Below are 26126 nucleotides of genomic sequence, written 5' to 3' on the forward strand. Positions count from 1 at the left end.
GTGAGCACCACCAAGAAGGTCGTGGTCTTCGACTACGGCTTCGGCAACGTGCGCTCCGCCGAGCGGGCCCTCGCCCGCGCGGGTGCGGACGTCGAGATCACCCGCGACTTCGACACGGCCATGAACGCCGACGGTCTGCTGGTACCGGGCGTCGGCGCCTTCGCCGCCTGCATGCAGGGACTGAAGCAGGCGCGCGGCGACTGGATCGTGGGCCGCCGGCTGGCCGGCGGCCGCCCGGTGATGGGCATCTGCGTCGGCATGCAGATCCTCTTCGCCCGCGGCATCGAGCACGGGGTGGAGACCGAGGGCCTGAACGAGTGGCCCGGCACGGTCGGCCCGCTCGAGGCCGACATCGTGCCCCACATGGGCTGGAACACCGTGGACATCGCGCCCGGCTCCCAGCTGTTCGCCGGTCTCGACGACGGCACCCGCTTCTACTTCGTGCACTCCTACGCCGTCCACGACTGGCAGCTGGAGGCGCACAACCCGGCGATGCAGGCGCCCAAGGTCACCTGGGCCACGCACGGCAAGCCGTTCGTGGCGGCGGTGGAGAACGGCGCCCTGTGGGCCACCCAGTTCCACCCCGAGAAGTCCGGCGACGCCGGTGCCCAGCTGCTGAACAACTGGATCGGAATCCTCTGATGGCTGCCAAGCTCGAACTCCTCCCCGCCGTCGACGTCCGCGACGGCCAGGCCGTCCGCCTGGTGCACGGCGAGTCCGGCACCGAGACCTCCTACGGCTCGCCGCTCGAGGCCGCCCTCGCCTGGCAGCGCTCCGGCGCCGAGTGGCTGCACCTGGTCGACCTGGACGCCGCGTTCGGCACCGGGAACAACCGGGAGCTGATCGCCGAGGTCACCCGGGCCATGGACATCAAGGTGGAGCTGTCCGGCGGCATCCGCGACGACGAGACCCTCGCCGCCGCGCTCGCCACCGGCTGCACCCGCGTCAACCTGGGCACGGCCGCCCTGGAGACCCCCGAGTGGGTCGCCAAGGTCATCGCCGAGCACGGCGACAGGATCGCCGTCGGCCTCGACGTGCGCGGCACCACCCTGCGCGGCCGCGGCTGGACCCGCGACGGCGGCGACCTCTACGAGACGCTGGAGCGTCTCAACAAGGAGGGCTGCGCCCGCTACGTCGTCACCGACATCGCCAAGGACGGCACCCTGCAGGGTCCCAACCTGGAGCTGCTGAAGAACGTCTGCGCCGCCACCGACCGCCCGGTCGTCGCCTCCGGCGGGGTGTCCTCGCTGGACGACCTCAGGGCGATCGCCGAGCTGGTGCCCCTCGGTGTCGAGGGCGCCATCGTCGGGAAGGCCCTGTACGCGAAGGCGTTCACCCTGGAAGAGGCCCTGGAGGCTGTGTCGCGATGACCATCGATGCCGTGCGGCGGGTGCAGAGCGGAAACCCCTGGGAGGAGTCCTTCGGCTTCGCACGCGCCGTCGCGGCGGGCGACCTCGTCCTGGTCGCGGGCACCACCGCGTTCAAGGGCGATGTGCTCTACGGCGAGGGCGACCCGTACGAGCAGGCCAAGGTCGCCTTCACCACCGCGCTCGAGGCCATCGGCGAGTTCGGGCTCGGCGTGGAGTCCGTGGTCCGCACCCGGCTGCACCTCGCCCACGCCCGCGACGTCGACGAGGTCGCCCGGGCCCACAAGGAGCTGTTCGACCGGGTGCGACCGGTCACCACCGTGCTGGTCGTCGAGGGGTTCGTCGACGCCCGCGTCCTGGTCTCGGTGGAACTGGAAGCATTCCGAGGAAATCACCAAGGAGCCGTGACTTCATGACCCTGGCGGTCCGAGTCATCCCCTGCCTGGACGTGGACAACGGCCGGGTCGTCAAGGGCGTCAACTTCAAGAACCTGCGCGACGCGGGCGACCCCGTCGAGATGGCCAAGGTCTACGACGCCGAGGGCGCCGACGAGCTGACCTTCCTGGACATCACCGCCTCGTCCGGCAACCGCGAGACCACCTACGACGTGGTGCGCCGCACCGCCGAGCAGGTCTTCATCCCGCTCACCGTGGGCGGCGGCGTGCGCACCGCCGACGACGTGGACAGGCTGCTGCGCGCGGGCGCCGACAAGGTCGGTGTCAACACGGCCGCGATCGCCCGCCCCGAGCTGATCCGGGAGATCGCCGAGCGCTTCGGCCGCCAGGTCCTGGTGCTGTCGGTGGACGCCCGCCGCACCCCGGGCGGCGGCTTCGAGGTCACCACCCACGGCGGTCGCCGCGGCACCGGCATCGACGCCGTCGAATGGGCCCACCAGGCCGCCGAACTGGGCGCCGGGGAGATCCTGCTCAACTCCATGGACGCCGACGGCACCAAGGACGGCTACGACCTGGAGATGATCACCGCGGTCCGCAAGCACGTCACCGTCCCGCTGATCGCCTCCGGCGGCGCCGGCAAGCTCGCCGACTTCCCGCCGGCCATCGACGCGGGCGCCGACGCGGTCCTCGCGGCCTCCGTCTTCCACTTCGGCGACCTGCGGATCGGCGAGGTCAAGGACACCCTGCGCGAGGCAGGCCACCCGGTCCGCTGACGCCGGCGCTCACTCGAGCGGCTGGATCAGCTGGATCAGATTGCCCACCGTGTCGTCCGCGACGGCCGTGAGCACCCCGCCGCGCTCCTGCGGATCCTCCACGAAGTGGACGCCCTCCCCGCGCAGCCGTTCGTACTCCGCGCGGAGGTCGTCCACCGAGAGCACGATCGCGGGCAGCCCCGCCTCGCGCACCGCCCTGCGGTACGGCTCGGCGATCGGCCCCTGGCCGGACTCGAGCAGCAGTTCCAGATCCGGCTGCGCACCGTCCCGCGCGCCCACCGTGACCAGCAGCGCGCCGTCGCCCAGGTCCCGCCGCCTGCGGGTCTCCAACCCCAGGACGTCGGTGTAGAAGGCGTGCGCCTTCGCGACGTCATCCACGTAGACGCTGGTCATGGCGACCTTGATCATGACGGGGCCTTTCGGGTCGTGCGGCGATCAGATCCCGAGCTGCTTGGTCTCCCGCAGCTTGGCGATCGCGTCCTCGTCGCCCTCCAGCTCCACCCTGGCCGCGCCCTGCCGGCCGTAGGCGAACAGCACCAGCTCCGACGGCTCCCCGGTCACCGTGACCACCGGGGTGCCGCGGCGGGCCACCGCCGTCTGGCCGTCCGGGCGGCGCAGCACCAGACCCGTCGGCACGCCCCGGCCCATCAGCCGGGCGCTGCGCTCGAGGCGGGACCACAGCGCGTCCTGGAACACCGGGTCCAGCTCCCGCGGGGTCCAGTCGGGCTGGGCGCGGCGGACGTCCTCGGTGTGGACGTAGAACTCCACGATGTTGGACAGCTCGTCGACCTGTTTCAGGGAGAACGGCGAGAAGCGCGGCGGGCCGGTGCGGATCAGCTGGATCAGCTCCGCGTACGGCTTGTCGGTGAATTCCGCCATCACCCGTTCCAGGCGCGGCGCCAGCTGCTTGATCAGGATGCCGCCGGCCGCATCGGGGCGGCGCTCGCGCACCACCACGTGCGCGGCCAGGTCCCGGGTCGTCCAGCCCTCGCACAGGGTCGGGGCGTCGGGGCCCGCGGTCTCCAGCAGATCGGCCAGGAGAAGTCGTTCACGCTTCGCATGGGTCGACATGCCTGCCAGCCTACGGCCGCCCCACCGGTCCGGACAGTGGACGCCGTCCGGGCGGCACCGGCCGGCGCGGCACAATGGACCGCATGACCAGCACGCCCGCCCGCCGCCCGGCCACCACCCGGGAAGGCGCTCCCTCCAGCGGCCTCGACCCGGAGATCGCCGCACGGCTCAAGCGCAGCCCCGACGGCCTCCTGCCCGCCATCGCCCAGCAGTACGACACCGGGGAGGTGCTGATGCTCGGCTGGATGGACGACGAGGCGCTGCACCGCACCCTCACCACCGGCCGCTGCACCTACTGGTCGCGCAGCCGCCAGGAGTACTGGGTCAAGGGCGACACCTCCGGGCACGTCCAGCGGGTGAAGTCGGTCGCCCTGGACTGCGACGCCGACACCGTGCTGGTCAAGGTCGACCAGGTCGGCGCCGCCTGCCACACCGGCGCCCGCACCTGCTTCGACGCCGACGTGCTGCTGAAGGACGGCGATCACGGCGTCCCCGGCGACGATCAGTAAGGTCAGCCGTCATGGACCTCGAGACGTTCCGCAAGCTCGCCGCCGACCGGCGGGTCATCCCGGTCACCCGCAAGCTCCTCGCCGACGGCGACACACCGGTGGCGCTCTACCGCAAGCTCGCCGCCGAGCGCCCCGGCACCTTCCTGCTGGAGTCCGCGGAGAACGGACGCTCCTGGTCCCGCTACTCCTTCGTCGGCGTGCGGTCGGCCGCCACCCTCACCGAGCGCGACGGGCAGGCCCACTGGCTGGGCACGCCGCCCGTCGGCGTCCCCACCGCCGGCGACCCGCTGGCCGCGCTGCGCGCCACCCTCGAAGCCCTGCACACCCCCCGCGACCTCGCCCACGACCTGGGCCTGCCGCCCTTCACCGGCGGCATGGTCGGCTACCTCGGCTACGACATCGTGCGCCGCCTGGAGAAGATCGGCCCCGGCGAGCGCGACGACCTGGGGCTGCCCGAGCTGACCATGCTGCTCACCAGCGACCTCGCCGTGATGGACCACTGGGAGGGCGCCGTCTGGCTGATCGCCAACGCGATCAACCACAACGACCTGGAGACCGGCGTCGACGAGGCCTACGCCGACGCCGTGGCCCGGCTCGACGCCATGCAGGCCGACCTCTCCCGCCCCGTCGCCCAGCCCCCGGCCGCGCTGCCGCCCTCCGAACTGCCCGAGTACACCGCCCTGTGGGGCGGCCCCGACTTCCAGGCGGCCGTCGAGGACATCAAGGAGCGCATCCGCGCCGGCGAGGCCTTCCAGGTCGTCCCCTCCCAGCGCTTCGAGACCCCCTGCACGGCCACCGCGCTCGATGTCTACCGGGTGCTGCGGGCCACCAACCCGTCCCCGTACATGTACCTGTTCCGGTTCGACGGCTTCGACGTGGCCGGCTCGTCCCCCGAGGCGCTGGTGAAGGTCGAGGACGGGCAGGCCATGGTGCACCCCATCGCCGGCACCCGGCACCGCGGCAGCACCCCGCAGGAGGACCAGGCCCTCGCCGAGGAGCTGCTCGCCGACCCCAAGGAGCGCGCCGAGCACCTGATGCTGGTCGACCTCGGCCGCAACGACCTCGGACGGGTCTGCGAGCCCGGCTCGGTCGAGGTGGTCGACTTCATGTCCATCGAGCGCTACTCGCACGTCATGCACATCGTCTCGACGGTCACCGGGCGGGTCGCCGCCGACCGCACCGCCTTCGACGTGCTCACCGCCTGCTTCCCGGCCGGCACCCTCTCCGGCGCGCCCAAGCCGCGCGCCATGCAGATCATCGACGAGCTGGAGCCGTCCCGGCGCGGCCTGTACGGCGGCTGCGTCGGCTACCTGGACTTCGCCGGCGACTCCGACACCGCCATCGCCATCCGCACCGCCCTGCTGCGCGACGGCACCGCCTATGTGCAGGCGGGCGCCGGGATCGTCGCCGACTCCGACCCGGTCGCCGAGGACACCGAGTGCCGCAACAAGGCCGCGGCGGTGCTGCGGGCGGTGCACACCGCGAACCGCCTGGGCACGGCCTGAATCAGGCCGGGAGCCAACCCCCGGATGTCGGTCCGCGCGGCTTTCAGGCGATAGTGGAGGGCGTGACTGCCGTACCTCACCCCCGTTCCGAAGCCGCCGGACCCGCTCGCGCGGGGCGGATCAGCCTCGCCGCCGCCCTGCTCAGCGGCGCCCTGGGCGCGGCCGTCGCCCTGCTCGCCACCCGGCAGCAGTGGTCCGAGGGCACCGCGACGGTCGCCGGCGGCGCGTTCCCGCTGACCGCCAAGGGCAGCGACGTCACCGGCGTCCCCGCCGCCCTGGCCGTGGTCGGCCTCGCCGCGCTGGTCGCCGTCTTCGCCGTCCGCCGGGCCGGGCGCGTCACCGTCGCCGCGCTGCTCGCGCTGTGCGGGGCCGGCACCGTGGTCGCGGCGCTGCTCGGCGCCTCCGACAGCTCCGCCCTCGACGAGAAGGCCGCACAGGCCTCCGGCGACACCTCCGCCACCGTCGAGGTGCTCAGCCACACCGCCTGGCCCTATGTCGCCGCCGTCGGCGGCGTGCTGCTGCTGCTCGCCGGGCTGCTCGCGCTGCGCTACGGCCGCCTGTGGCCGGCCATGTCCGGCCGCTACGAGCGCGCCGGCGGCACGGCGCGCCCCCGCCGCCGGGCCGTCCCCGCCGACCCGGACCGCCCCGAGGAGATGTGGAAGGCGCTGGACAGGGGAGAGGACCCCACCGGAGCCTGAGCGCGACCCGCGCGGAGTGCACCCCCGAGTACGGCACGCCCGCGCGTGCGGGACAATGAGGCCGAGCGTCCTGCTCAGACACGCACACAGCAACGAGGAGCAAGCAATGGCGGGCAGCAGCCACGGTCACACCCCGGCCGCCTGGACCGGTGTCATCATCGCCTTCATCGGTTTCTGCGTCGCGGGCGCGTTCATGGTGATGGCTCAACCGGTGGGCTTCTGGGCAGGCATGGGCATCGTGCTCCTCGGCGGCGTCGTCGGCGCCGTCATGCGCTCGATGGGTCTCGGCCAGCCGAAGCACGCCCACCCCGTGCACCAGACCACCGGCGACCGCGCCAAGGCCGGCGCCGAGAGCTGACGCACCGGGCGGCACCGGGGAACGACCCGGGAAGCACCGCACGGCACCCCGGCGAAGGCCCGCCGGGACAGGGGCGGCCGGCACCCACGGTGCCGGGACCGCCCCTGACGCATGCGACGGGCGGGGCCGGGCCGGTGCGGGCACAATGCACGGGTGAACGCCGCCAGCAGCCCGCCCGCCACGCCCCGCCGAGCCAGGGCCGCCCGGCTCGCCGTCCCCGCCGGTGTGCTCGCGGCCGTCGCCGGGGCCTTCGCCTATGTGGCGGCCGTCGACCCCAATGAGCCCGGCCACTACCCGGCCTGCCCGCTGCTGCGGCTCACCGGCCTGTACTGCCCCGGCTGCGGCGGCCTGCGCAGCGCCCACGCCGTCGCCCACGGCGATCTGCCGGCCGCCCTGCAGGCCAACGCGCCCGCGGTGCTCGGCTACGCGGCCTTCGCCGTGCTGTGGACCGTCTGGGTGGTCCGCGTCCTGCGCGGCCGGCCCTTCCGGTTCGACCCGCCGCCGCTGCTGATGTGGTCCCTGGGGGCGTTGCTGCTGGTCTTCACGGTCGTGCGCAACCTGCCGTTCGGCGGCTGGCTGCACCCCTGACCAGGGTCGTCCGTCCAGCTGGTGGGACCCGGACCGACCGGATGCGGGGTCGGCCGCCCGCGGCGGATACCATCGCAGTGACCATCGGTTTCAGTCCGACGAACCGACCGAAGCCCGACCTTCTGGAAGGGGGCCGCTCGCGTGAGTGTGCTCGACGAGATCATCGACGGAGTCCGTGCCGACCTCGCGGAGCGGCAGGCGCGCGTCAGCCTCGACGAGCTCAAGGAACGCGCAGCGAAGGCCCCGGCGGCCAAGGACGGCGTGGCCGCCCTGCGCGGCGAGGGCGTCAAGGTCATCTGTGAGGTCAAGCGCTCCAGCCCGTCCAAGGGCGCGCTGGCCGCGATCGCCGACCCGGCCGGGCTCGCCGCCGACTACGAGGCGGGCGGCGCCGCCGTCATCTCCGTCCTCACCGAGCAGCGCCGGTTCGGCGGCTCGCTGGCCGACCTGGAGGCGGTGCGCGCACGCGTGGACATCCCCGTGCTGCGCAAGGACTTCATCGTCACCTCCTACCAGCTCTGGGAGGCCCGCGCCTACGGCGCCGACCTCGCCCTGCTGATCGTGGCCGCCCTCGAGCAGCCGGCCCTGGAGTCCCTCATCGAGCGCGCCGAGTCCATCGGCCTCACCCCGCTCGTCGAGGTGCACGACGAGGAGGAGGTCGAGCGCGCCGTGGACGCGGGCGCCAAGGTCATCGGTGTCAACGCCCGCAACCTCAAGACCCTCGAGGTCGACCGCGGCACCTTCGAGCGGGTGGCCCCCGAGCTCCCGGCGCACCTGGTCAAGGTCGCCGAGTCCGGAGTGCGCGGCCCGCACGACCTGATCGCCTACGCCAACGCGGGCGCCGACGCGGTGCTCGTCGGCGAGTCCCTGGTCACCGGCAAGGACCCCAAGACGGCCGTCGCCGACCTGGTGGCCGCGGGCGAGCACCCCGCACTCCGTCACGGCCGCTGAACACCCCGCTAGGCTTGCCCCGATGTCCCTTCCGATCACCCTGGCGACCAGGGACCCGTACGCCCGCCTCGCGCGCGGCTGCCGGCCCCGTGGCTGCCGCGCGCCCGCCCGCCGGGTGCACGGCCGCCGGGTGCGCTATGTGATCGGCGACGAACCGGGGCAGGTCAACGGCATGCGATGGCAGCGGCCCGGCCGAGGGGCGCGGGGTCTTCCCGCGAGCACGTTCTGACGCATCCGCGGCCGGCCGTCTCCGGCACACCGGCGGCCCGGCCGTCCGTTCCCCGCCCCCACGGCGCTCAGTGTTCCGTCACGCACTCACCGTGAGGTTTCGCATGCCCAGCACCTTCTTCATCCCCGACCCGGAGGGCCAGGTCCCCTCGCCCGAGGGCTACTTCGGCGCGTTCGGCGGCAAGTTCATCCCCGAGGCGCTGGTCGCCGCGGTCGACGAGGTCGCCGTCGAGTACGACAAGGCCAAACAGGACCCGGAGTTCGCCCGGGAACTGGACGACCTCCTGGTCAACTACACCGGTCGCCCCAGCGCCCTCACCGAGGTCCCGCGGTTCGCGGAGCACGCCGGGGGCGCCCGGGTCTTCCTCAAGCGCGAGGACCTGAACCACACCGGCAGCCACAAGATCAACAATGTGCTCGGCCAGGCCCTGCTCACCAAGCGCATGGGCAAGACCCGGGTCATCGCCGAGACCGGCGCCGGCCAGCACGGCGTCGCCACCGCCACCGCCTGCGCCCTGTTCGGCCTCGACTGCACCATCTACATGGGCGAGATCGACACCAGGCGCCAGGCCCTCAACGTCGCCAGGATGCGCATGCTCGGCGCCGAGGTGGTGGCCGTGAAGTCCGGCAGCCGCACCCTGAAGGACGCCATCAACGAGGCGTTCCGCGACTGGGTCGCCAACGTCGACCACACCCACTACCTCTTCGGCACCGTCGCGGGCCCGCACCCCTTCCCGGCGATGGTCCGCGACTTCCACCGCGTCATCGGCGTCGAGGCCCGCCGCCAGCTGCTGGAGCGCACCGGGCGCCTGCCCGACGCCGCGATCGCCTGCGTCGGCGGCGGCTCCAACGCCATCGGCCTCTTCCACGCCTTCGTCCCCGACACCCAGGTGCGTCTGATCGGCTGCGAGCCCGCGGGCCACGGCATCGAGACCGGCGAGCACGCGGCCACCCTGTCCGCCGGCGAGCCCGGCATCCTGCACGGCTCGCGCTCCTACGTCCTGCAGGACGACGAGGGCCAGATCACCGAGCCCTACTCGATCTCGGCCGGCCTGGACTACCCCGGCATCGGCCCCGAGCACGCCTATCTGAAGGACACCGGCCGCGGCGAGTACCGCGCGGTCACCGACGACGCCGCGATGCAGGCTCTCAGGCTGCTGTCGCGCACCGAGGGCATCATCCCGGCCATCGAGAGCGCCCACGCCCTGGCCGGTGCCCTGGAGGTCGGCAAGGAGCTGGGCAGGGACGGGCTGATCGTGGTCAACCTCTCCGGGCGCGGCGACAAGGACATGGACACCGCCGCCCGCTACTTCGGCCTGTACGACACCGACGCGGAGGTCGCCCAGGACGCCTCCGGCACCGCCGAGATCGAGGAGGACGCCAAGTGAGCGGGAACCTGCAGCTGCTGGCCGACACCCTCGCGGCGGCCAGGAACGAGGGCCGCGCCGCCCTCATCGCCTACCTCCCGGCCGGTTTCCCGACCGTGGACGGCGGCATCGAGGCGGTCAAGGCCGTCCTGGACAGCGGCGCCGACGTGGTCGAGGTGGGCCTGCCGCACAGCGACCCGGTGCTCGACGGTCCGGTCATCCAGACCGCCGACGACATCGCGCTGCGCGGCGGCGTGAAGATCGCGGACGTGATGCGCACGGTGCGCGAGGCGCACGCCGCCACCGGCAAGCCGGTCCTGGTCATGACCTACTGGAACCCCGTCGACCGCTACGGCGTGGAGCGCTTCACCGCCGAGCTGGCCGAGGCGGGCGGCGCCGGCTGCATCCTGCCGGACCTGCCGGTGCAGGAGTCCGCGCTGTGGCGGGAGCACGCCGAGAAGCACAACCTGGCGACCGTGTTCGTGGTGGCGCCCAGCAGCAAGGACGCCCGGCTCGCCGAGATCACCGCGGCGGGCAGCGGCTTCGTCTACGCGGCCTCCCTGATGGGCGTCACCGGCACCCGTGAGTCGGTCAGCTCGCAGGCCGAGGACCTGGTGCGGCGCACCCGGGCCACCGGCACCGGCCTGCCGGTCTGCGTGGGCCTCGGCGTCTCCAACGCGGCCCAGGCCGCCGAGGTGGCGGGCTTCGCCGACGGCGTGATCGTCGGCTCGGCCTTCGTCAAGCGGATGCTCGACGCCCCCGACGAGGCCGCGGGCCTCGCCGCGGTCCGCGAACTCGCCGCCGACCTGGCCGAGGGCGTGCGCGGACGGGCGCCGCAGGCCGGATAGCCGGGCCGGCGGCGGCAGCCGCGGCCAGTCGCACGCGTCCCTCGTAAGGGTGGACCTGGGGCCGGGGAGGCGCGGTGCGCCTCCCCGGTTCGTTCTGCGGGGTGTGAGCGAGAAGAACCGTGACGGAAAGCGCACCGCCCGGGAGCGGCTGGCGATCGAGCGTGAGAAGCAGAAGGCCGCCGAGAAGCGGCGCCGCACCCTGATCGTGGGGGCGAGCGTGGTCTGTGTCCTGGGCCTCGCGGCGGTGATCGGCGTGGTCGCCGCCAACGCCGGGAAGGACGAGGGCAGCGACTCCGCGGGCCCGGTCGTGGCGCCCTCCGGCGCCCTCGGCGAGGACGCGCTCGCCATCCCGGTCGGCAAGGAGGACGCCAAGTCCACGCTCACGGTGTGGGAGGACTTCCGCTGCCCGGCCTGCAAGTCCTTCGAGCTGGCCTACCGCCCCACGCTGCACGAGCTGACCGAGTCCGGTGACCTCAAGATCGAGTACCGCCTGGTCACCCTCATCGACGGCAACCTGGGCGGCACCGGCTCCCGCAACGCCGCCAACGCCGCGGCCTGCGCCCAGGACGCGGGCAAGTTCGCCGCGTACCACGACGTGCTCTTCGACAACCAGCCGCCCGAGACGGACGACGCCTTCTCCGACAACGCCAAGCTGATCGAGCTGGCAGGCAAGGTGCGCGGCCTCGACACGCCCGCCTTCCGCTCCTGTGTGGAGGACGGCAAGCACAACAGCTGGGTCGTGAAGTCCAACGACGCCTTCCAGAAGGGCGGCTTCTCGGGCACCCCGACCGTGCTCTTCGACGGCAAGAACATCTACGAGGACCGATCGATGACACCGGAGAAGCTGAAGAAGATGGTGCAGGAGGCGAACCGCTAGGTGCGCGAGGCCGGCACGGGCCCTGTTATGGAGCCGTAGCCGGGCTGCCTGCCGTGTGCCGGGCCCGGCACGGTAGCGTCGACCTTGCCATGGAACTTGCCTACATTCCCAGCCCGTCGAGCGGGGTGCTGTACCTCGGCCCCGTTCCGCTGCGCGGCTACGCGTTCTGCATCATCATCGGCGTCTTCGTTGCCGTCTGGCTCGGCAACAAGCGCTGGATCGCCCGGGGCGGACGGGCCGGCACGGTGGCCGACATCGCTGTCTGGGCCGTCCCGTTCGGCCTGATCGGCGGAAGGCTCTACCACGTCGTCACGGACTACGAGCTGTACTTCAGCGAGGGCCGCAACTGGGTGGACGCCTTCAAGATCTGGGAGGGCGGTCTCGGCATCTGGGGCGCGATCGCGCTCGGCGCGCTGGGCGCCTGGATCGGCTGCCGGCGCCGGGGCATCCCGCTGCCCGCCTACGCCGACGCGGTCGCGCCGGGCATCGCCCTGGCGCAGGCCCTCGGACGCTGGGGCAACTGGTTCAACCAGGAGCTCTACGGACGGGCCACCGACCTGCCGTGGGCACTGGAGATCACGTCCTCCGCCGACGGGCGGGTGCCCGGCACCTACCACCCGACCTTCCTGTACGAGTCGCTGTGGTGCGTGGGCGTGGCGCTGCTGGTGATCTGGGCCGACCGCAGGTTCCGGCTGGGGCACGGGCGGGCGTTCGCGCTGTATGTCGCCGCCTACTGCACGGGCCGGTTCTGGATCGAGTACATGCGGGTCGACGAGGCCCACCACATCCTGGGTCTGCGGCTGAACAACTGGACGTCGATCCTGGTGTTCCTGCTGGCGGTTCTGTACATCGTGCTCTCCGCCAGGAAGCGGCCCGGCCGCGAGGCGGTCGTGGAACCCGCCGCCGTGGGCTCCGCGGGTTCCGCGGCCGAGGGCGAGGAGGCCACCGGGGACACCGACGGCGAGGTGTCGCTGCGCAAGAGCGAGGCCGGTGGCACCGTGGCCGCGGACAGCGACAAGGACGAGGCGGCCGACAAGGACGGGGCGGGCTCGGCAAAGAAGCGCTGACGCCAGACCGTCCGCCGTACGCGCGCGAGGGCGCCCGGACACTCTCCGGGCGCCCTCGGTGTCTCTGCGGGGCGTGCGGCGCGTGCGGGCGCGTCACCCGACCCCGGCCCCCGGCCTCGGCCACACCCGGCCGACGCGCTGCCGAGGTGCTGTGCGAGAGTGCGCGTGGTGATCGGAAACGGAGAAACCGCAGGTTAGCGCAGCCTTTCCTTGCTGGCGGCGAGCCCGCCGGAGGCGTAGATTAGTGGTCGTCGAAAAGTAGAACCAGTCCAAAGAAGTGGCGACCCGACGACTCTGGGGGATCGTATGGCCATCATCGAGACCGAAGCCGTCCTGCACGACGCCCACCGTGACAACCACACGCACCGGGACGTCAACGGAGGCTGGCTGCGGCCCGCGGTGTTCGGCGCCATGGACGGCCTGGTCTCCAACCTCGCCCTGATGACCGGGGTGGCCGGCGGCTCGGCGAGCCAGCAGACCGTGGTGCTCAGCGGCCTCGCCGGACTCGCGGCCGGCGCCTTCTCCATGGCGGCCGGCGAGTACACCTCCGTCGCCTCCCAGCGCGAGCTGGTCGAGGCCGAGCTGGACGTGGAGCGCCGGGAGCTGCGCCGCCACCCCAAGGACGAGGAGGCCGAGCTGGCCGCGCTCTACCAGGCCCGCGGGGTCGAGCCCGAGCTGGCGCGCGAGGTGGCGCGGCAGCTGTCCAAGGACCCCGAGCAGGCCCTGGAGATTCACGCCCGCGAGGAGCTGGGCGTGGACCCCGGCGACCTGCCCTCGCCCACCGTCGCCGCCTTGTCCAGCTTCGGCTCCTTCGCGCTGGGCGCCCTGCTGCCCGTGCTGCCCTACCTGCTCGGCGCGAGCAGCATCTGGCCGGCCGTGGTGGTGGCGCTGCTGGGGCTGTTCCTGTGCGGTGCCGTGGTGGCCAAGGTGACGGCGCGGACCTGGTGGTTCAGCGGGCTGCGGCAGCTCGCCCTCGGCGGGGCCGCGGCCGGTGTGACGTACGCCCTGGGCTCCCTGTTCGGAACGGCCATAGGATGACCCGGCCCGGTACTATGCGACAGCCCGCATAGATTTTCATTACTCGCTGGTTTCGACCGCGTGACAACTGGGCATGAGCCGTAAGCACTGCGGGCAATGAGGCCCCCAGTGCGTCCGTGGGGCGGGCGACGAGGCCCGCTCCGCGCCCCGGACCGGCGGACACCGATCTGTCCCGCCCGGTCCCCCCACTTCCACCGCCAGGCGCGCAACCCTGTCGCGACCCCCGGCGGTGTCCGCATGCTGGAATGGGATATCCCGGTTCCCGAGAACCAGTCCATCATGTAACCTGCGTGAAATTTCGCATCCCAACGCAGAGGGCCAACGTCGTCCCTCGGCACCTTGCACATGCCACATGACGACGACGGGAGAGCCGATGCGTACGCCGCGCCAGCCGTCCCAGCACTCCGCGAATGGCCAGAACTGGTCGTTCATGGATGCTCGCCCTGCTGCGCAGGGTATGTACGACCCCCGCAACGAGCACGACGCCTGCGGCGTCGGCTTCGTCGCCACCCTCACCGGCGAGGCGTCCCACACCCTGGTCGAGCAGGCCCTGACCGTCCTGCGCAACCTCGAGCACCGCGGAGCCACCGGCTCCGAGCCGGACTCCGGTGACGGTGCAGGCATCCTCTCCCAGGTCCCGGACGCCTTCTTCCGCGAGGTGGCCGGATTCGAGCTGCCCGAGGCCAGCGCCTACGCCGTCGGCATCGCCTTCCTGCCCACCGAGGGCACCGACGAGGCCGCCGCCCGGATCGAGGCGATCGCCGGCGAGGAGGAGCTGAACGTCCTCGGCTGGCGCGAGGTCCCGGTCGCGCCCGACCTGCTCGGCGCCACCGCCCGCTCCACCATGCCGGTCTTCCGCCAGCTCTTCGTCGCCGACGGCCGCAGCAAGGGCATCGACCTCGACCGCAAGGCCTTCGTGCTGCGTAAGCGCGCCGAGCGCGAGGTGAACGTCTACTTCCCCTCGCTGTCCGCGCGGACCATCGTCTACAAGGGCATGCTGACCACCGGCCAGCTCGAGCCGTTCTTCCCGGACCTGTCCGACCGCCGCTTCGGCACCGCGATCGCGCTGGTGCACTCCCGGTTCTCCACCAACACCTTCCCGTCGTGGCCGCTCGCGCACCCGTACCGCTTCGTCGCGCACAACGGTGAGATCAACACCGTCAAGGGCAACCGCAACTGGATGCGCGCCCGCGAGTCCCAGCTGATGTCCGACCTGTTCGGCACGGGGAAGGACCTCGAGCGGATCTTCCCGGTCTGCACGCCCGACGCCTCCGACTCCGCGTCCTTCGACGAGGTGCTCGAACTGCTGCACCTCGGCGGGCGCTCGCTGCCGCACTCCGTGCTGATGATGATTCCGGAGGCGTGGGAGAACCACGAGTCCATGGACCCGGCCCGGCGCGCCTTCTACCAGTACCACTCCACGATGATGGAGCCCTGGGACGGCCCCGCCTGCGTCACCTTCACCGACGGCACCCAGGTCGGCGCCGTGCTCGACCGCAACGGTCTGCGCCCCGGCCGCTACTGGGTCACCGACGACGGCCTGGTCGTCCTCGGCTCCGAGGTCGGCGTCCTCGACATCGACCCGGCCAAGGTCGTCCGCAAGGGCCGCCTGCAGCCCGGCCGGATGTTCCTCGTCGACACCGCCGAGCACCGCATCATCGAGGACGACGAGATCAAGGCGCAGCTCGCCGCCGAGCACCCCTACGAGGAGTGGCTCGAGGCCGGCGAGATCGAGCTGTCGGACCTGCCCGAGCGCGAGCACATCGTGCACACCCACGCCTCGGTCACCCGCCGCCAGCAGACCTTCGGCTACACCGAGGAGGAGCTGCGCGTCATCCTGGCGCCGATGGCCAAGTCCGGTGCCGAACCGATCGGTTCGATGGGCACCGACTCGCCGATCGCCGCGCTCAGCGAGCGCCCGCGGCTGCTGTTCGACTACTTCACCCAGCTGTTCGCGCAGGTCACCAACCCGCCGCTGGACGCCATCCGCGAGGAACTGGTCACCTCGCTGCGCAGCTCGCTGGGCCCCGAGGGCAACCTGCTGGAGCCGACCGCCGCCTCCTGCCGCAGCGTCGTGCTGCCCTTCCCGGTCATCGACAACGACGAGCTGGCCAAGCTCATCCACATCAACGCCGACGGCGACATGCCCGGCTTCAAGGCCGCGACGCTCTCCGGCCTGTACCGGGTGCACGGCGGCGGTGACGCGCTGGCCGCGCGGATCGAGGAGATCTGCGCCGAGGCCGACGCCGCCATAGAGAACGGTGCCCGTCTGATCGTGCTGTCCGACCGGCACTCGGACGCCGAGCACGCGCCGATCCCGTCGCTCCTGCTCACCGCGGCCGTCCACCACCACCTCATCCGCACCAAGCAGCGCACCCAGGTGGGTCTGCTGGTCGAGGCCGGTGACGTCCGCGAGGTCCACCACGTGGCCCTGCTCATCGGCTACGGCGCCGCCGCCGTCAACCCGTACCTGGCGATGGAGTCCGTCGAGGACCTGGTCCGGGCCGGCACCTTCCTGCCCGGCATCGAGCCGGAGAAGGCCATCCGCAACCTGATCCACGCGCTCGGCAAGGGCGTGCTGAAGGTCATGTCCAAGATGGGCATCTCCACCGTCGCCTCCTACCGCGGCGCCCAGGTCTTCGAGGCCGTCGGTCTCGACGAGGCCTTCGTGGACAAGTACTTCAACGGCACCGCCACCAAGATCGGCGGCGTGGGCATCGACGTCATCGCCAAGGAGGTCGCCGCCCGCCACGCCAAGGCCTACCCGGCCTCCGGCATCGCCCCGGCGCACCGCGCCCTGGAGATCGGCGGCGAGTACCAGTGGCGCCGCGAGGGCGAGCCGCACCTGTTCGACCCGGAGACGGTCTTCCGCCTGCAGCACTCCACGCGCACCGGCCGCTACGACATCTTCAAGAAGTACACCGAGCGCGTGAACGAGCAGTCCGAGCGGCTGATGACGCTCCGCGGACTCTTCGGCTTCAAGAGCGACCGCAAGCCGATCCCGGTCGAGGAGGTCGAGCCGGTCTCCGAGATCGTCAAGCGGTTCTCCACCGGCGCCATGTCGTACGGCTCCATCTCCCAGGAGGCGCACGAGACCCTTGCCATCGCCATGAACCGGCTCGGCGGCAAGTCCAACACCGGTGAGGGCGGCGAGGACCCGGAGCGCCTGTACGACCCGGAGCGCCGCTCGGCGATCAAGCAGGTCGCCTCCGGCCGCTTCGGCGTGACCAGCGAGTACCTGGTCAACTCCGACGACATCCAGATCAAGATGGCCCAGGGCGCCAAGCCCGGCGAGGGCGGCCAGCTGCCCGGCCACAAGGTCTACCCGTGGGTGGCCAGGACCCGGCACTCCACGCCGGGCGTGGGACTCATCTCCCCGCCGCCGCACCACGACATCTACTCCATCGAGGACCTGGCCCAGCTGATCCACGACCTGAAGAACGCCAACCCCCAGGCGCGCATTCACGTCAAGCTGGTCTCCGAGGTCGGTGTGGGCACCGTCGCCGCGGGCGTCTCCAAGGCCCACGCGGACGTGGTGCTGATCTCCGGCCACGACGGCGGCACCGGCGCCTCGCCGCTGACCTCGCTGAAGCACGCCGGCGGCCCCTGGGAGCTGGGCCTGGCCGAGACGCAGCAGACGCTGCTGCTCAACGGCCTGCGCGACCGGATCGTGGTGCAGACCGACGGCCAGCTCAAGACCGGCCGTGACGTGGTGGTCGCCGCGCTGCTCGGCGCCGAGGAGTTCGGCTTCGCCACCGCGCCGCTGGTGGTCTCCGGCTGCGTCATGATGCGCGTCTGCCACCTGGACACCTGCCCGGTCGGCATCGCCACCCAGAACCCGGTGCTGCGCGACCGCTTCTCCGGCAAGGCCGAGTACGTGGTGAACTTCTTCGAGTTCATCGCGCAGGAGGTCCGCGAGCTCCTCGCCGAGCTGGGCTTCCGCTCCATCGACGAGGCCGTCGGCCACGCCGAGGTCCTCGACGTCACCCGCGCGGTGAACCACTGGAAGGCCCAGGGCCTGGACCTGGCCCCGCTGTTCCACGTGCCCGAGCTGCCCGAGGGCGCCGTCCGCCACCAGGCCGTGCCGCAGGACCACGGTCTGGAGAAGGCGCTCGACAACGAGCTGATCAAGCTCGCCGCCGACGCGCTCTCCGCCTCCGGTGCCGAGCAGGCCCAGCCGGTGCGCGCCCAGGTGCCCATCCGCAACATCAACCGCACCGTCGGCACCATGCTCGGCCACGAGGTGACCAAGAAGTTCGGCGGCGCGGGCCTGCCCGACGACACCATCGACATCACCTTCACCGGCTCCGCCGGCCAGTCGTTCGGCGCCTTCGTCCCGCGCGGTGTCACGCTGCGCCTGGAGGGCGACGCCAACGACTACGTCGGCAAGGGCCTGTCCGGCGGCCGGATCATCGTCCGGCCGGACCGCAGCGCCGACCACCTCGCCGAGTACAGCGTCATCGCGGGCAACACCCTCGCCTACGGCGCCACCGGCGGCGAGATGTTCCTGCGCGGCAAGGTCGGCGAACGCTTCTGCGTGCGCAACTCCGGCGCGCTGGTCGTCTCCGAGGGCGTGGGCGACCACGGCTGCGAGTACATGACCGGCGGTCACGCGGTCGTCCTCGGCGAGACCGGGCGCAACTTCGCGGCCGGCATGTCCGGCGGCGTCGCGTATGTGATCGACCTCGACCGGGACAACGTCAACGCCGGCAACGTGGACGCCGTCGAGGCGCTGGACGAGGCCGACAAGCAGTGGCTGCACGACGTCGTCCGCCGTCACCAGGAGGAGACCGGATCCACCGTCGCCGAGAAGCTCCTGGCCGAGTGGGACACGGCGGTCGAGCGCTTCAGCAAGATCATCCCCAAGACGTACAAGGCAGTGCTCGCCGCCAAGGACGCCGCCGAGCGAGCCGGTCTCTCCGAGTCCGAGACCCACGAGAAGATGATGGAGGCGGCGATCAATGGCTGACCCGAAGGGCTTTCTGAACCACGGCCGCGAGGTCGCCAAGTCCCGTCCGGTCGCGGAGCGCGTCAAGGACTGGAACGAGGTCTACGTCCCCGGCTCCCTGCTGCCGATCATCAGCAAGCAGGCCAGCCGGTGCATGGACTGCGGCATCCCGTTCTGCCACAACGGCTGCCCGCTCGGGAACCTCATCCCCGAGTGGAACGACTACGCCTACCGCGAGGACTGGCAGGCCGCGTCCGAGCGGCTGCACGCCACCAACAACTTCCCGGAGTTCACCGGGCGGCTGTGCCCCGCTCCGTGCGAGTCGGCGTGCGTGCTCGGCATCAACCAGCCGCCGGTCACCATCAAGAACGTCGAGGTCTCGATCATCGACAAGGCGTGGGAGTCCGGCAATGTCGCGCCGCAGATCCCCGAGCGGCTGTCCGGCAAGACGGTCGCGGTCGTCGGCTCCGGCCCGGCCGGTCTGGCCGCCGCCCAGCAGCTGACCCGGGCCGGCCACACGGTCGCCGTCTACGAGCGCGCGGACCGCATCGGAGGCCTCCTCCGGTACGGCATCCCCGAGTTCAAGATGGAGAAGCGGCACATCAACCGCCGGATCGAGCAGATGCGGGCGGAGGGCACGAAGTTCCGCACCGGCATCGAGATCGGCCGGGACATGCCGGCGACCGCGCTGCGCAAGCGGTACGACGCCGTGGTCCTCGCCGTCGGTGCCACCACCCCGCGGGACCTGCCGGTGCCGGGCCGTGAGCTCAAGGGCATCTACCAGGCCATGGAGTACCTGCCGCTGGCCAACAAGGTCCAGGAGGGCGACTACGTCACCTCCCCGGTCTCCGCCGAGGGCAAGCACGTGGTGGTGATCGGCGGCGGTGACACCGGTGCCGACTGCGTGGGCACCGCCCACCGCCAGGGCGCGGCCTCCGTCACCCAGCTGGAGATCATGCCCCGCCCGAACGACGAGCGGGACCCGGTCACCCAGCCGTGGCCGACCTTCCCCATGCTCTACAAGGTCACCAGCGCGCACGAGGAGGGCGGCGAGCGGGTCTACTCCGTCTCCACCACCCACTTCGAGGGCGACGAGGACGGCAACGTCCAGTGGCTGCACATGACCGAGGTGGAGTTCGTCGACGGCAAGCTCCAGCAGAAGCCGGGCACCGAGCGCAAGATCCCCGCCCAGCTGGTCACGCTGGCCATGGGCTTCACCGGCACGGACCGGGAGAACGGCCTGGTCGAGCAGTTCGGCCTGGAACTGGACGAGCGGGGTAACATCGCCCGCGACGCCGACTTCCAGACCAACGTCCCCGGCGTGTTCGTCGCCGGTGACGCGGGCCGCGGCCAGTCGCTCATCGTCTGGGCGATCGCCGAGGGCCGGTCCGCCGCACGGGCCTGCGACCGGTACCTGACCGGGGCCAGCGATCTGCCGGCGCCGATCCGCCCGACCGACCGGGCCCTGGCGGTCTGACGGCACCCGCACAACCCCAAGGACGTCCCGCACAAAGGCGTGCGGAACACTGACGGCGCCTGCCTCCCGTCCCCGACCGGACACTGGGCAGGCGCCGTCGCACGTCCGGACGCCCCACGGCCCGCCGCCGGCGACCCGGTGGCAGAGGACGCCGGGACTCAGCCGCCGTGGGCCACCAGGGCCCGGCACTCCTGCGGGGTGCCCCAGGCCGTGCGCAGGCGCGGGCCTGGTGAGCCGCAGGGGCAGGTCGTACTCCGCCGTGCAGCCGATCGCGCCGTGCAGCGGAAGCGCCGTGCGGACCGAGCCGTACGCCGCCTCACAGGCGGCGGCCTTCGCCGCGGCCACGTCCTCCGGGGTCATGGTCAGGGCCGCCCCGAGGACCAGCGGGCGGGCGAGGTGCGGGGCGATCGCGGAGTACGCGAGCCGGTGCCCGGCCCTCTGGAAGGAACCCACCGGGACGCCGAACCGGGTGCGCTGCCGGACGTGGGCGACGGTCCGGTCGAGCAGCGCGAGGCCCACGCCCGGCGCCTGCGCCGCCGTGGCCGGGCGGGCCCGGGTCACGGCCGGGGGCAGGGCGGGGCGGTGGTGAGCAGCTTCACCGCCGGGGGAGAGGAGGGTGAGCCGGCGCGCCGGGTCGGGGCCGGACCGGACCGGCCCGTGCCCGGGGCCGGCCGCAGGCCCTCGGCGGACCAGGGGCCGGCGTCCCGGCACCACCACCGGCAAGGGCACCCGCCTCACCCCCGAGGAGGCCGACGAGACGGCCCGCACCCTGCCGGCGGCGGCCCGGGCCCCGGAGCGGGTGGACGGGGATCGATGACGACCGGGCCCGTCGCCTGCTCGGAGGCAGCGGGCGGCCCCGTCGGCGTCTCGGGTGAGGGGCCGGCCCGGCCGCCGTCTCAGGTGTCGCACTCCAGCACCGTCCGGCACAGCCCGCAACGGGCCCGCACCCGGCCCCGGACCGGGATCCGGATGCGCTGATGACACGTCGGGCACGGGAAGGACACCCGCAGCGAGCCGTGGCCGGCCGGGGTGAACGCGTAGGGCGCGTCGGCGCGGGACGGGGCGGCGCCGGGGAAGTCCTGGGCGTGACGGCGGTCGCGGGCGTAGCGGCGGCGGCCCGCCCAGCCCGCCGCCGTCAGCGGGGGCTGCTGCTCGTCGCGCCGGGCCAGTGCCATGCCCTTGCCGTACGCCTCGTACGCCTGCGGGCTGGTGAACCACACCGCGGGGTCCTCGCCGAACAGCAGCGAGCGTTTGGCCAGCACGTACCCGAACTCCTCCGGGGTGAGGTACCCGAGCTTCTGCGAGGAGGCCCCGTCCTCCCGGAACGCGTCGAGCAGCAGCCAGCCCGCGCCCAGATAGGTCGCCGCGGTGTCGGTGAGGATCTCGTTGTCCCGGGTGCCGGGGAACGAGAGGCCGAGGCGGTGCAGATAGACGTGCATCACCTCGTGCGCGAGGGCCGCCCCGATGTCCCGCCGGTGCGTGCGGAATCGGTCGTTCAGCTCCACGAAGTACTCGGGCCCGGAGGTGAGTTCGATGTTCGCCGCATGCGTCATCTCGCGGAAGCAGACCACCAGGCGCGCGTCCGGCAGGCGGTAGTGCCGCACGATCTCCCGCGCCACCCGGTGCGCGCCCAGATGCAGGTCGTCCACGTCGGAGAAGGCCACGTCCGCCGGGGCGACGCTGGTGTCGAAGGTGCGGATCGTCTCGTACGAAAGGCGCCGGTACAGCGCGGTGACGGCCGCCCGCACCGTCCCGAGGTGTGGATAGCCGTGCTCGACCGGTCCGCCGTTCGCCACGCCTCACCCCCGGACGCCTGAACCCGTCTTCCACTGTACGGGCCGGCACCCCGCCCGCAGCGGAGGCGAGCGGCACGGAGCCGTGGCGCGGCGCGCGGGCCGCGCCACGTGCTGAGACGGCCCGCTGCCGGGCGCCCCGCGCGCCGTAGGCTGGCCCACCATGACCACCAGCAACACCGGTTCCCCGGGCGGCGGGATCGACCCGGCCGTGCACGAGGAGCTCACCCGGCTGCGGGACAGCATCGACAACATCGACGCGGCCGTCGTCCACATGCTCGCCGAGCGCTTCAAGTGCACCCAGCAGGTCGGCCGGCTCAAGGCCGAGCACCGGCTGCCGCCCGCCGACCCGGCCCGCGAGGCCCGCCAGATCGCCCGGCTGCGCGCCCTCGCCGAGGACGCCAAGCTCGACCCGGCCTTCGCCGAGAAGTTCCTCAACTTCATCGTCGCGGAGGTGATCCGGCACCACGAACGGATCGCCGACGACACCCTGGGCGGCTCGGCCCGTACCGGCGGCCGGACCCGCACACCCGTCCAGGGGGAGTGACAGGGCGGCCCGGGCGCGGCATGCTGCTGTGCACTCCCCGTCAGCCGACGAGCACCACGCGTCAGCGCCGACAGGGTGTCCGCACCCCCGGGGACAGCACCACGGTCCATGCCCGGTCCACCAGCCGGACCGCACATTGGTCCCTTACGAGGAGGGACGGTCCGCCATGCAGCCGGATGCCCGCATCCTCATCGTCGACGACCACAAGGACAGCCTCTACGCACTGGAGAGCGCCCTGGCCCCGCTGGGCCATCCGCTGGGCCGGGCCACCTCCGGCGACGAGGCCCTCAAGCAGATCCTGCGCGGGAACGTGGGCCTGCTGCTCCTCGACGTCCGGGTGCCCGGCGCCGGCGGCCTGGAGGTCGTGCGCTACATGCGGCGTCTGGAACAGACCCAGCACATCCCCGTGATGCTGCTCACCGCCTTCGGCCGCGACCCGGAGCTGAGCGCCGCCGCCCAGGGCCTCGGCGTCGCCGACCTCGTCGCCAAACCCGTCGACCCCTGGATCCTGCGCCTCAAGGCCGGCCATCTGTACCGGGCGTACCGGCAGCGGCGGGCCCTGGAGCGCGAGATCCTCGAACTGCGCGCCCGGCTGCACGCCGCGCGCACCCACCGCCTGGAACGCGACCGGACCTGAGCCGTCCGCCGCCGTCCGCCCCGGCGCGGGGGGGCAAAGGGGTGCGAACCGATCCGCCTCTGTGCCGGGAAAGCGACATCAGGCAGCATGGCCTGCATGTCCGTACTGACGCGCGACGAAGCGCAGAACCGTGCACAGCTCCTCGACGTCCACCGCTACACCGTCGAACTCGATCTGACCACCGGGGACGAGACCTTCGGCTCCCGCACCCTGATCCGGTTCACCGCACGCACGGACGCGGACACCTTCGTCGAGGTCAAGCCCCACGAGCTGCGCTCCGCCACGCTCGACGGGGAGCCGCTGGACACCGGCACCCTGGACGGCAACCGGCTGCCGCTGAAGAACCTCACCCGGGGCGAGCACGAGCTGCGCGTCGACGCCGTGATGCGCTACTCCCGCACCGGTGAGGGCATGCACCGCTTCACCGACCCCAGCGACGGCGAGACCTACGTCTACACCCAGATGTTCCTGGACGACGTGCAGCGGGTCTTCGCCGCCTTCGACCAGCCGGACCTCAAGGCCGTCTTCGAGCTGACGGTGAGGGCCCCCGAGCACTGGACCGTCCTCGCCAACGGCATCACCGAGCACACCGGCGACGGTCTGTGGCGGGCCGCCGCCACCCCCCGCATCTCCACCTACCTCGTCGCCGTCGCCGCCGGCCCCTGGCACTCGGTGCGCACCGAGCACCGCGGTCTGCCCTTCGGCATCCACTGCCGCCGCTCGCTCGCCCCCCACCTCGACGCGGACGCCGAGGAGATCCTCGGCATCACCCGCGCCTGCTTCGACCGCTACCACGAGAAGTTCACCGAGCCGTACCCGTTCGACTCCTACGACCAGGCCTTCGTCCCCGAGTTCAACGCGGGCGCCATGGAGAACCCGGGCCTGGTCACCTTCCGCGACGAGTTCGTCTACCGCTCCGCGGTCACCGACACCGAGCGGCAGACCCGCGCCATGGTCATCGCGCACGAGATGGCCCACATGTGGTTCGGCAACCTGGTCACCCTCACCTGGTGGGACGACATCTGGCTCAACGAGTCCTTCGCCGAGTACATGGGCTACCGGACCACCGCCGAGGCCACCCGCTTCACCGGCCCCTGGACCGAGTTCGGCGTCACCCGCAAGTCCTGGGGCTACGACGCCGACCAGCGCCCCACCACCCACCCCGTCGCGCCCGAGGCGGTCCACGACACCGCCTCCGCCCTCCTCAACTTCGACGGGATCTCCTACGCCAAGGGCGCCAGCGCCCTGCGGCAGCTGGTGGCCTGGCTCGGCGAGCAGGACTTCCTCGCCGGCATCAACACCCACTTCGCCCGGCACCGGTTCGGCAACGCCGCGCTCGCCGACTTCATCGACTCCCTCGCCTCCGCCACCGACCGCGACGTGCACGCCTGGGCCGACGCCTGGCTGCGCACCACCGGCGTGGACACGCTCACCGCCTCGGTCGACGCGGTGCCCGGCCGGTGGACCCTGGCCCTGGACCGCGACGGCAGCCGCCCGCACCGGGTGACCGTCGGCGTGTACGACCGCGACCTCGGCGACGGGCGCACCCTGGTGCTGCGCGAGCGCTACGAGACCGACGTGCCACAGGCCGCCGGGCCCGAGCCGCGCCCCGGCACCCGGCCCGCCCTGGTCGTCCCCAACGACCTCGACCTGACCTACGCCAAGGTCCGCCTCGACGAGACCTCCCTGGAGACCGCCCTGCGCGGCCTGTCGGGCATCCCGGACGCGCTCACCCGGGCCGTGGTCTGGAACAGCCTGCGCGACATGGTCCGCGACGGCGAACTGGCTCCCTCCGACTACCTGGCCACCGCCTCGGCCCACCTGCCCGAGGAGACCGACCTGGCGCTGGTGCAGGGCGTCCTCGCCTTCGCCGCCGGGCACATCGCCGACCGCTACCTGGAGCCGAAGGAGCGGCCCGCCGCGCTGGCCGCCCTCACCTCGCTGTGCCGGGACGTCATCCGCCGCACCGAGGACGGCGACCATCCCGGCCTGCGGCTGATCGCGGTACGGCACTTCATCTCCGCCGCCGCCCATCCCGACACCATCGCCGCCTGGCTCGCCGAGGGCACCGTGCCGGGCGGGCCGGAGCTGGACCCGGAGCTGCGCTGGCGCATCCTCGCCCGGCTCGCCGTGCTCGGCGCCACGGACGAGGCCGCCATCGCCGCCGAGCTGGAACGCGACCCCAGCGCCACGGGGCAGGAGGGCGCCGCCCGCTGCCGGGCCGCGCTGCCCGACGAGGACTCCAAGGCCCGCGCCTGGGAGACGATGTTCCACTCCGACGAGGTGTCCAACTACCTGTTCACCGCGACCGCCCAGGGCTTCTGGCAGCCCGAGCAGGCCGACCTGGTCCGCCCCTATGTGGCGCGCTACTACCAGGACGCGGTGCGGCTCGCCGCCCGGCGCGGCCCCGCCATCGCCGTCGCCACCGGACGCCGGGCCTTCCCCTTCCACGAGGTCGACCCGGACCACCTGGAGCTCGGCGAGCGGTGCCTGCGCGAGCAGGACCCGGTCCCCGCGCTCCGCCGCACGCTCGCCGACCAGCTCGACGACCTCGCCCGCGCGCTGCGGGTCAGGCAGGCGTAGCGGGAACCGGGGCCGGGGGACGTACCCCCGGCCCCGGTTCGCTCGTTGGGTTCACCGGGCGCGGCACACCGGCCGCGCACCCGCGGGAGAAGTCCCGTGCCGCGTCCGGGAGGACAGCCCATGAGCACGTCGCCTCCGCCTCCGCCGGTCCCGCGCACCCCCGGGCGCGCCCCGGCACACGGTCCGCCCGGGCGGCCGGCGCGGCCCGTCACCCGGTCACCAGGGCGCAGGTCCGCCCGGTCACCGCGGCCCGGCTTCACCTGGTCACCACGGCGCAGGTCGCCCCGTGCCGCTCCGCCCCGGACCGGCACTCGCGCCCGTTCGTCTCGCTGCTGCGGCCCAGCGCCCACAGCACCGCCCAGAACGTGACCAGCACGGCCGGCGTGACGGCCGCCCCCCACCGCGATGTCCTTCGTGCCCCCGGGCACCTCCCCTCGGGAACCGACGCGGTGCCCGGCGCAGGAGGGCCCGGCCGGACTCCCCGGCGACGTTCACGGCATCTGC

23 protein-coding genes and 2 pseudogenes are annotated in these 26126 nt (G+C 72.6%); 21 read left to right on the forward strand and 4 right to left on the reverse strand.

Annotation, left to right across the window (positions count from 1 at the left end; genetic code table 11):
* Genes hisH through hisF form a run of 4 tightly spaced genes read left to right on the forward strand, consistent with a single transcriptional unit; the run spans window position 1 to window position 2535 of the window.
* Window positions 1-642 (forward strand): imidazole glycerol phosphate synthase subunit HisH, encoded by a 642-nt coding sequence (gene hisH / locus HCJ93_RS13680; RefSeq protein WP_167994777.1) that lies wholly within the window; start codon window positions 1-3, stop codon window positions 640-642.
* Window positions 642-1370, forward strand: a complete 729-nt coding sequence (gene priA / locus HCJ93_RS13685) for a bifunctional 1-(5-phosphoribosyl)-5-((5-phosphoribosylamino)methylideneamino)imidazole-4-carboxamide isomerase/phosphoribosylanthranilate isomerase PriA (RefSeq protein ID WP_167994779.1) — start codon at window positions 642-644, stop codon at window positions 1368-1370. The genes hisH and priA overlap by 1 nt, the downstream gene beginning before the upstream one ends.
* Window positions 1367-1783 (forward strand): Rid family hydrolase, encoded by a 417-nt coding sequence (locus HCJ93_RS13690; RefSeq protein WP_167994780.1) that lies wholly within the window; start codon window positions 1367-1369, stop codon window positions 1781-1783. Before priA ends, HCJ93_RS13690 begins: the two co-directional genes overlap by 4 nt.
* A complete protein-coding gene (hisF, locus tag HCJ93_RS13695; protein ID WP_167994782.1) occupies window positions 1780-2535 on the forward strand; it encodes an imidazole glycerol phosphate synthase subunit HisF in 756 nt (251 codons plus the stop codon). The genes HCJ93_RS13690 and hisF overlap by 4 nt, the downstream gene beginning before the upstream one ends.
* Before the next feature lie 9 nt (window positions 2536-2544).
* On the opposite strand, the gene HCJ93_RS13700 is transcribed toward hisF, so the two are convergent.
* Complete coding sequence (locus HCJ93_RS13700) at window positions 2545-2943, reverse strand: VOC family protein (protein ID WP_167994784.1); 399 nt, start codon at window positions 2941-2943, stop codon at window positions 2545-2547.
* 27 nt (window positions 2944-2970) lie between these two features.
* Complete coding sequence (locus HCJ93_RS13705) at window positions 2971-3606, reverse strand: TIGR03085 family metal-binding protein (RefSeq protein WP_167994786.1); 636 nt, start codon at window positions 3604-3606, stop codon at window positions 2971-2973.
* A gap of 83 nt (window positions 3607-3689) precedes the next feature.
* On the opposite strand from HCJ93_RS13705, the gene hisI reads away from it, so the two are divergent.
* From hisI to HCJ93_RS13775, 14 genes and pseudogenes are all read left to right on the forward strand, one after another.
* The gene (hisI, locus tag HCJ93_RS13710) at window positions 3690-4115 is read left to right on the forward strand and encodes a phosphoribosyl-AMP cyclohydrolase (RefSeq protein WP_167994788.1); all 426 of its coding nucleotides are present in this window, start codon (window positions 3690-3692) and stop codon (window positions 4113-4115) included.
* 11 nt (window positions 4116-4126) lie between these two features.
* On the forward strand, window positions 4127-5620 hold the full coding sequence (locus HCJ93_RS13715) for an anthranilate synthase component I (protein ID WP_167994790.1): 1494 nt from the start codon (window positions 4127-4129) through the stop codon (window positions 5618-5620).
* A gap of 53 nt (window positions 5621-5673) precedes the next feature.
* Window positions 5674-6318, forward strand: coding sequence for a TIGR02234 family membrane protein (locus HCJ93_RS13720; protein WP_167994792.1), 645 nt, complete (start codon window positions 5674-5676; stop codon window positions 6316-6318).
* 106 nt (window positions 6319-6424) lie between these two features.
* The gene (locus HCJ93_RS13725) at window positions 6425-6676 is read left to right on the forward strand and encodes an HGxxPAAW family protein (RefSeq protein WP_167994794.1); all 252 of its coding nucleotides are present in this window, start codon (window positions 6425-6427) and stop codon (window positions 6674-6676) included.
* A 111-nt stretch (window positions 6677-6787) separates the two neighbouring features.
* Entirely contained in the window at window positions 6788-7264 is a 477-nt protein-coding gene (locus tag HCJ93_RS13730) for a DUF2752 domain-containing protein (protein ID WP_206317353.1), read from the forward strand.
* Window positions 7265-7405: 141 nt separating this feature from the next.
* Window positions 7406-8212: an indole-3-glycerol phosphate synthase TrpC gene (gene trpC, locus HCJ93_RS13735; protein ID WP_167994798.1), complete on the forward strand. Its 807-nt coding sequence runs from the start codon at window positions 7406-7408 to the stop codon at window positions 8210-8212.
* A gap of 22 nt (window positions 8213-8234) precedes the next feature.
* Entirely contained in the window at window positions 8235-8441 is a 207-nt protein-coding gene (gene trpM, locus HCJ93_RS13740) for a tryptophan biosynthesis modulator TrpM (RefSeq protein WP_167994800.1), read from the forward strand.
* A 103-nt stretch (window positions 8442-8544) separates the two neighbouring features.
* On the forward strand, window positions 8545-9828 hold the full coding sequence (gene trpB, locus HCJ93_RS13745; protein WP_167994802.1) for a tryptophan synthase subunit beta: 1284 nt from the start codon (window positions 8545-8547) through the stop codon (window positions 9826-9828).
* Window positions 9825-10655: a tryptophan synthase subunit alpha gene (trpA, locus tag HCJ93_RS13750; protein WP_167994804.1), complete on the forward strand. Its 831-nt coding sequence runs from the start codon at window positions 9825-9827 to the stop codon at window positions 10653-10655. Before trpB ends, trpA begins: the two co-directional genes overlap by 4 nt.
* 103 nt (window positions 10656-10758) lie before the next feature.
* Window positions 10759-11532, forward strand: coding sequence for a DsbA family protein (locus tag HCJ93_RS13755; RefSeq protein ID WP_167994806.1), 774 nt, complete (start codon window positions 10759-10761; stop codon window positions 11530-11532).
* Between the two features lie 89 nt (window positions 11533-11621).
* Window positions 11622-12494: pseudogene (gene lgt / locus HCJ93_RS13760) on the forward strand (prolipoprotein diacylglyceryl transferase); the annotation flags it as partial.
* A gap of 411 nt (window positions 12495-12905) precedes the next feature.
* On the forward strand, window positions 12906-13637 hold the full coding sequence (locus tag HCJ93_RS13765) for a VIT1/CCC1 transporter family protein (protein WP_167994810.1): 732 nt from the start codon (window positions 12906-12908) through the stop codon (window positions 13635-13637).
* Between the two features lie 373 nt (window positions 13638-14010).
* Window positions 14011-18606: a glutamate synthase large subunit gene (gltB, locus tag HCJ93_RS13770; RefSeq protein ID WP_167994843.1), complete on the forward strand. Its 4596-nt coding sequence runs from the start codon at window positions 14011-14013 to the stop codon at window positions 18604-18606.
* Entirely contained in the window at window positions 18599-20062 is a 1464-nt protein-coding gene (locus tag HCJ93_RS13775; protein ID WP_167994812.1) for a glutamate synthase subunit beta, read from the forward strand. Before gltB ends, HCJ93_RS13775 begins: the two co-directional genes overlap by 8 nt.
* 300 nt (window positions 20063-20362) lie before the next feature.
* Here the strand turns inward: HCJ93_RS13775 and HCJ93_RS30160 are convergent.
* Together HCJ93_RS30160 and HCJ93_RS13785 are read right to left on the reverse strand one after the other, a co-directional pair.
* A pseudogene (locus tag HCJ93_RS30160) lies at window positions 20363-21055 on the reverse strand (acyl-CoA dehydrogenase family protein); the annotation flags it as partial.
* Window positions 20959-21858: a hypothetical protein gene (locus HCJ93_RS13785; RefSeq protein WP_167994814.1), complete on the reverse strand. Its 900-nt coding sequence runs from the start codon at window positions 21856-21858 to the stop codon at window positions 20959-20961. The pseudogene HCJ93_RS30160 and the gene HCJ93_RS13785, both read right to left, overlap by 97 nt.
* A 160-nt stretch (window positions 21859-22018) precedes the next feature.
* Here HCJ93_RS13785 and HCJ93_RS13790 point away from each other — a divergent pair, with 160 nt between their 5' ends.
* From HCJ93_RS13790 to pepN, 3 genes are all read left to right on the forward strand, one after another.
* Window positions 22019-22402 carry a chorismate mutase gene (locus tag HCJ93_RS13790; protein WP_167994816.1) on the forward strand — a complete coding sequence of 128 codons (384 nt, stop codon included), beginning with the start codon at window positions 22019-22021 and terminating at the stop codon, window positions 22400-22402.
* Between the two features lie 166 nt (window positions 22403-22568).
* Entirely contained in the window at window positions 22569-23039 is a 471-nt protein-coding gene (locus HCJ93_RS13795) for a response regulator (RefSeq protein WP_167994818.1), read from the forward strand.
* A gap of 87 nt (window positions 23040-23126) precedes the next feature.
* Window positions 23127-25622: an aminopeptidase N gene (pepN, locus tag HCJ93_RS13800; RefSeq protein ID WP_206317354.1), complete on the forward strand. Its 2496-nt coding sequence runs from the start codon at window positions 23127-23129 to the stop codon at window positions 25620-25622.
* Window positions 25623-26126 lie beyond the last annotated feature (504 nt).

Source organism: Streptomyces composti, from assembly GCF_012034205.1.
GTDB lineage: Bacteria > Actinomycetota > Actinomycetes > Streptomycetales > Streptomycetaceae > Streptomyces > Streptomyces composti.

Bases quoted from the DNA above. Each gene is read 5' to 3' on its own strand.
- hisI (WP_167994788.1), top strand. From the start codon at position 3,690: ATGACCAGCACGCCCGCCCGCCGCCCGGCCACCACCCGGGAAGGCGCT.
- HCJ93_RS13790 (WP_167994816.1), top strand. From the start codon at position 22,019: ATGACCACCAGCAACACCGGTTCCCCGGGCGGCGGGATCGACCCGGCC.
- gltB (WP_167994843.1), top strand. From the start codon at position 14,011: ATGCGTACGCCGCGCCAGCCGTCCCAGCACTCCGCGAATGGCCAGAAC.
- trpM (WP_167994800.1), top strand. From the start codon at position 8,235: ATGTCCCTTCCGATCACCCTGGCGACCAGGGACCCGTACGCCCGCCTC.
- HCJ93_RS13775 (WP_167994812.1), top strand. From the start codon at position 18,599: ATGGCTGACCCGAAGGGCTTTCTGAACCACGGCCGCGAGGTCGCCAAG.
- pepN (WP_206317354.1), top strand. From the start codon at position 23,127: ATGGCCTGCATGTCCGTACTGACGCGCGACGAAGCGCAGAACCGTGCA.
- HCJ93_RS13690 (WP_167994780.1), top strand. From the start codon at position 1,367: ATGACCATCGATGCCGTGCGGCGGGTGCAGAGCGGAAACCCCTGGGAG.
- HCJ93_RS13795 (WP_167994818.1), top strand. From the start codon at position 22,569: ATGCAGCCGGATGCCCGCATCCTCATCGTCGACGACCACAAGGACAGC.
- priA (WP_167994779.1), top strand. From the start codon at position 642: ATGGCTGCCAAGCTCGAACTCCTCCCCGCCGTCGACGTCCGCGACGGC.
- HCJ93_RS13765 (WP_167994810.1), top strand. From the start codon at position 12,906: ATGGCCATCATCGAGACCGAAGCCGTCCTGCACGACGCCCACCGTGAC.
- HCJ93_RS13700 (WP_167994784.1), bottom strand. From the start codon at position 2,943: ATGATCAAGGTCGCCATGACCAGCGTCTACGTGGATGACGTCGCGAAG.
- HCJ93_RS13705 (WP_167994786.1), bottom strand. From the start codon at position 3,606: ATGTCGACCCATGCGAAGCGTGAACGACTTCTCCTGGCCGATCTGCTG.
- hisF (WP_167994782.1), top strand. From the start codon at position 1,780: ATGACCCTGGCGGTCCGAGTCATCCCCTGCCTGGACGTGGACAACGGC.
- HCJ93_RS13715 (WP_167994790.1), top strand. From the start codon at position 4,127: ATGGACCTCGAGACGTTCCGCAAGCTCGCCGCCGACCGGCGGGTCATC.
- trpB (WP_167994802.1), top strand. From the start codon at position 8,545: ATGCCCAGCACCTTCTTCATCCCCGACCCGGAGGGCCAGGTCCCCTCG.
- HCJ93_RS13725 (WP_167994794.1), top strand. From the start codon at position 6,425: ATGGCGGGCAGCAGCCACGGTCACACCCCGGCCGCCTGGACCGGTGTC.
- HCJ93_RS13730 (WP_206317353.1), top strand. From the start codon at position 6,788: ATGCGACGGGCGGGGCCGGGCCGGTGCGGGCACAATGCACGGGTGAAC.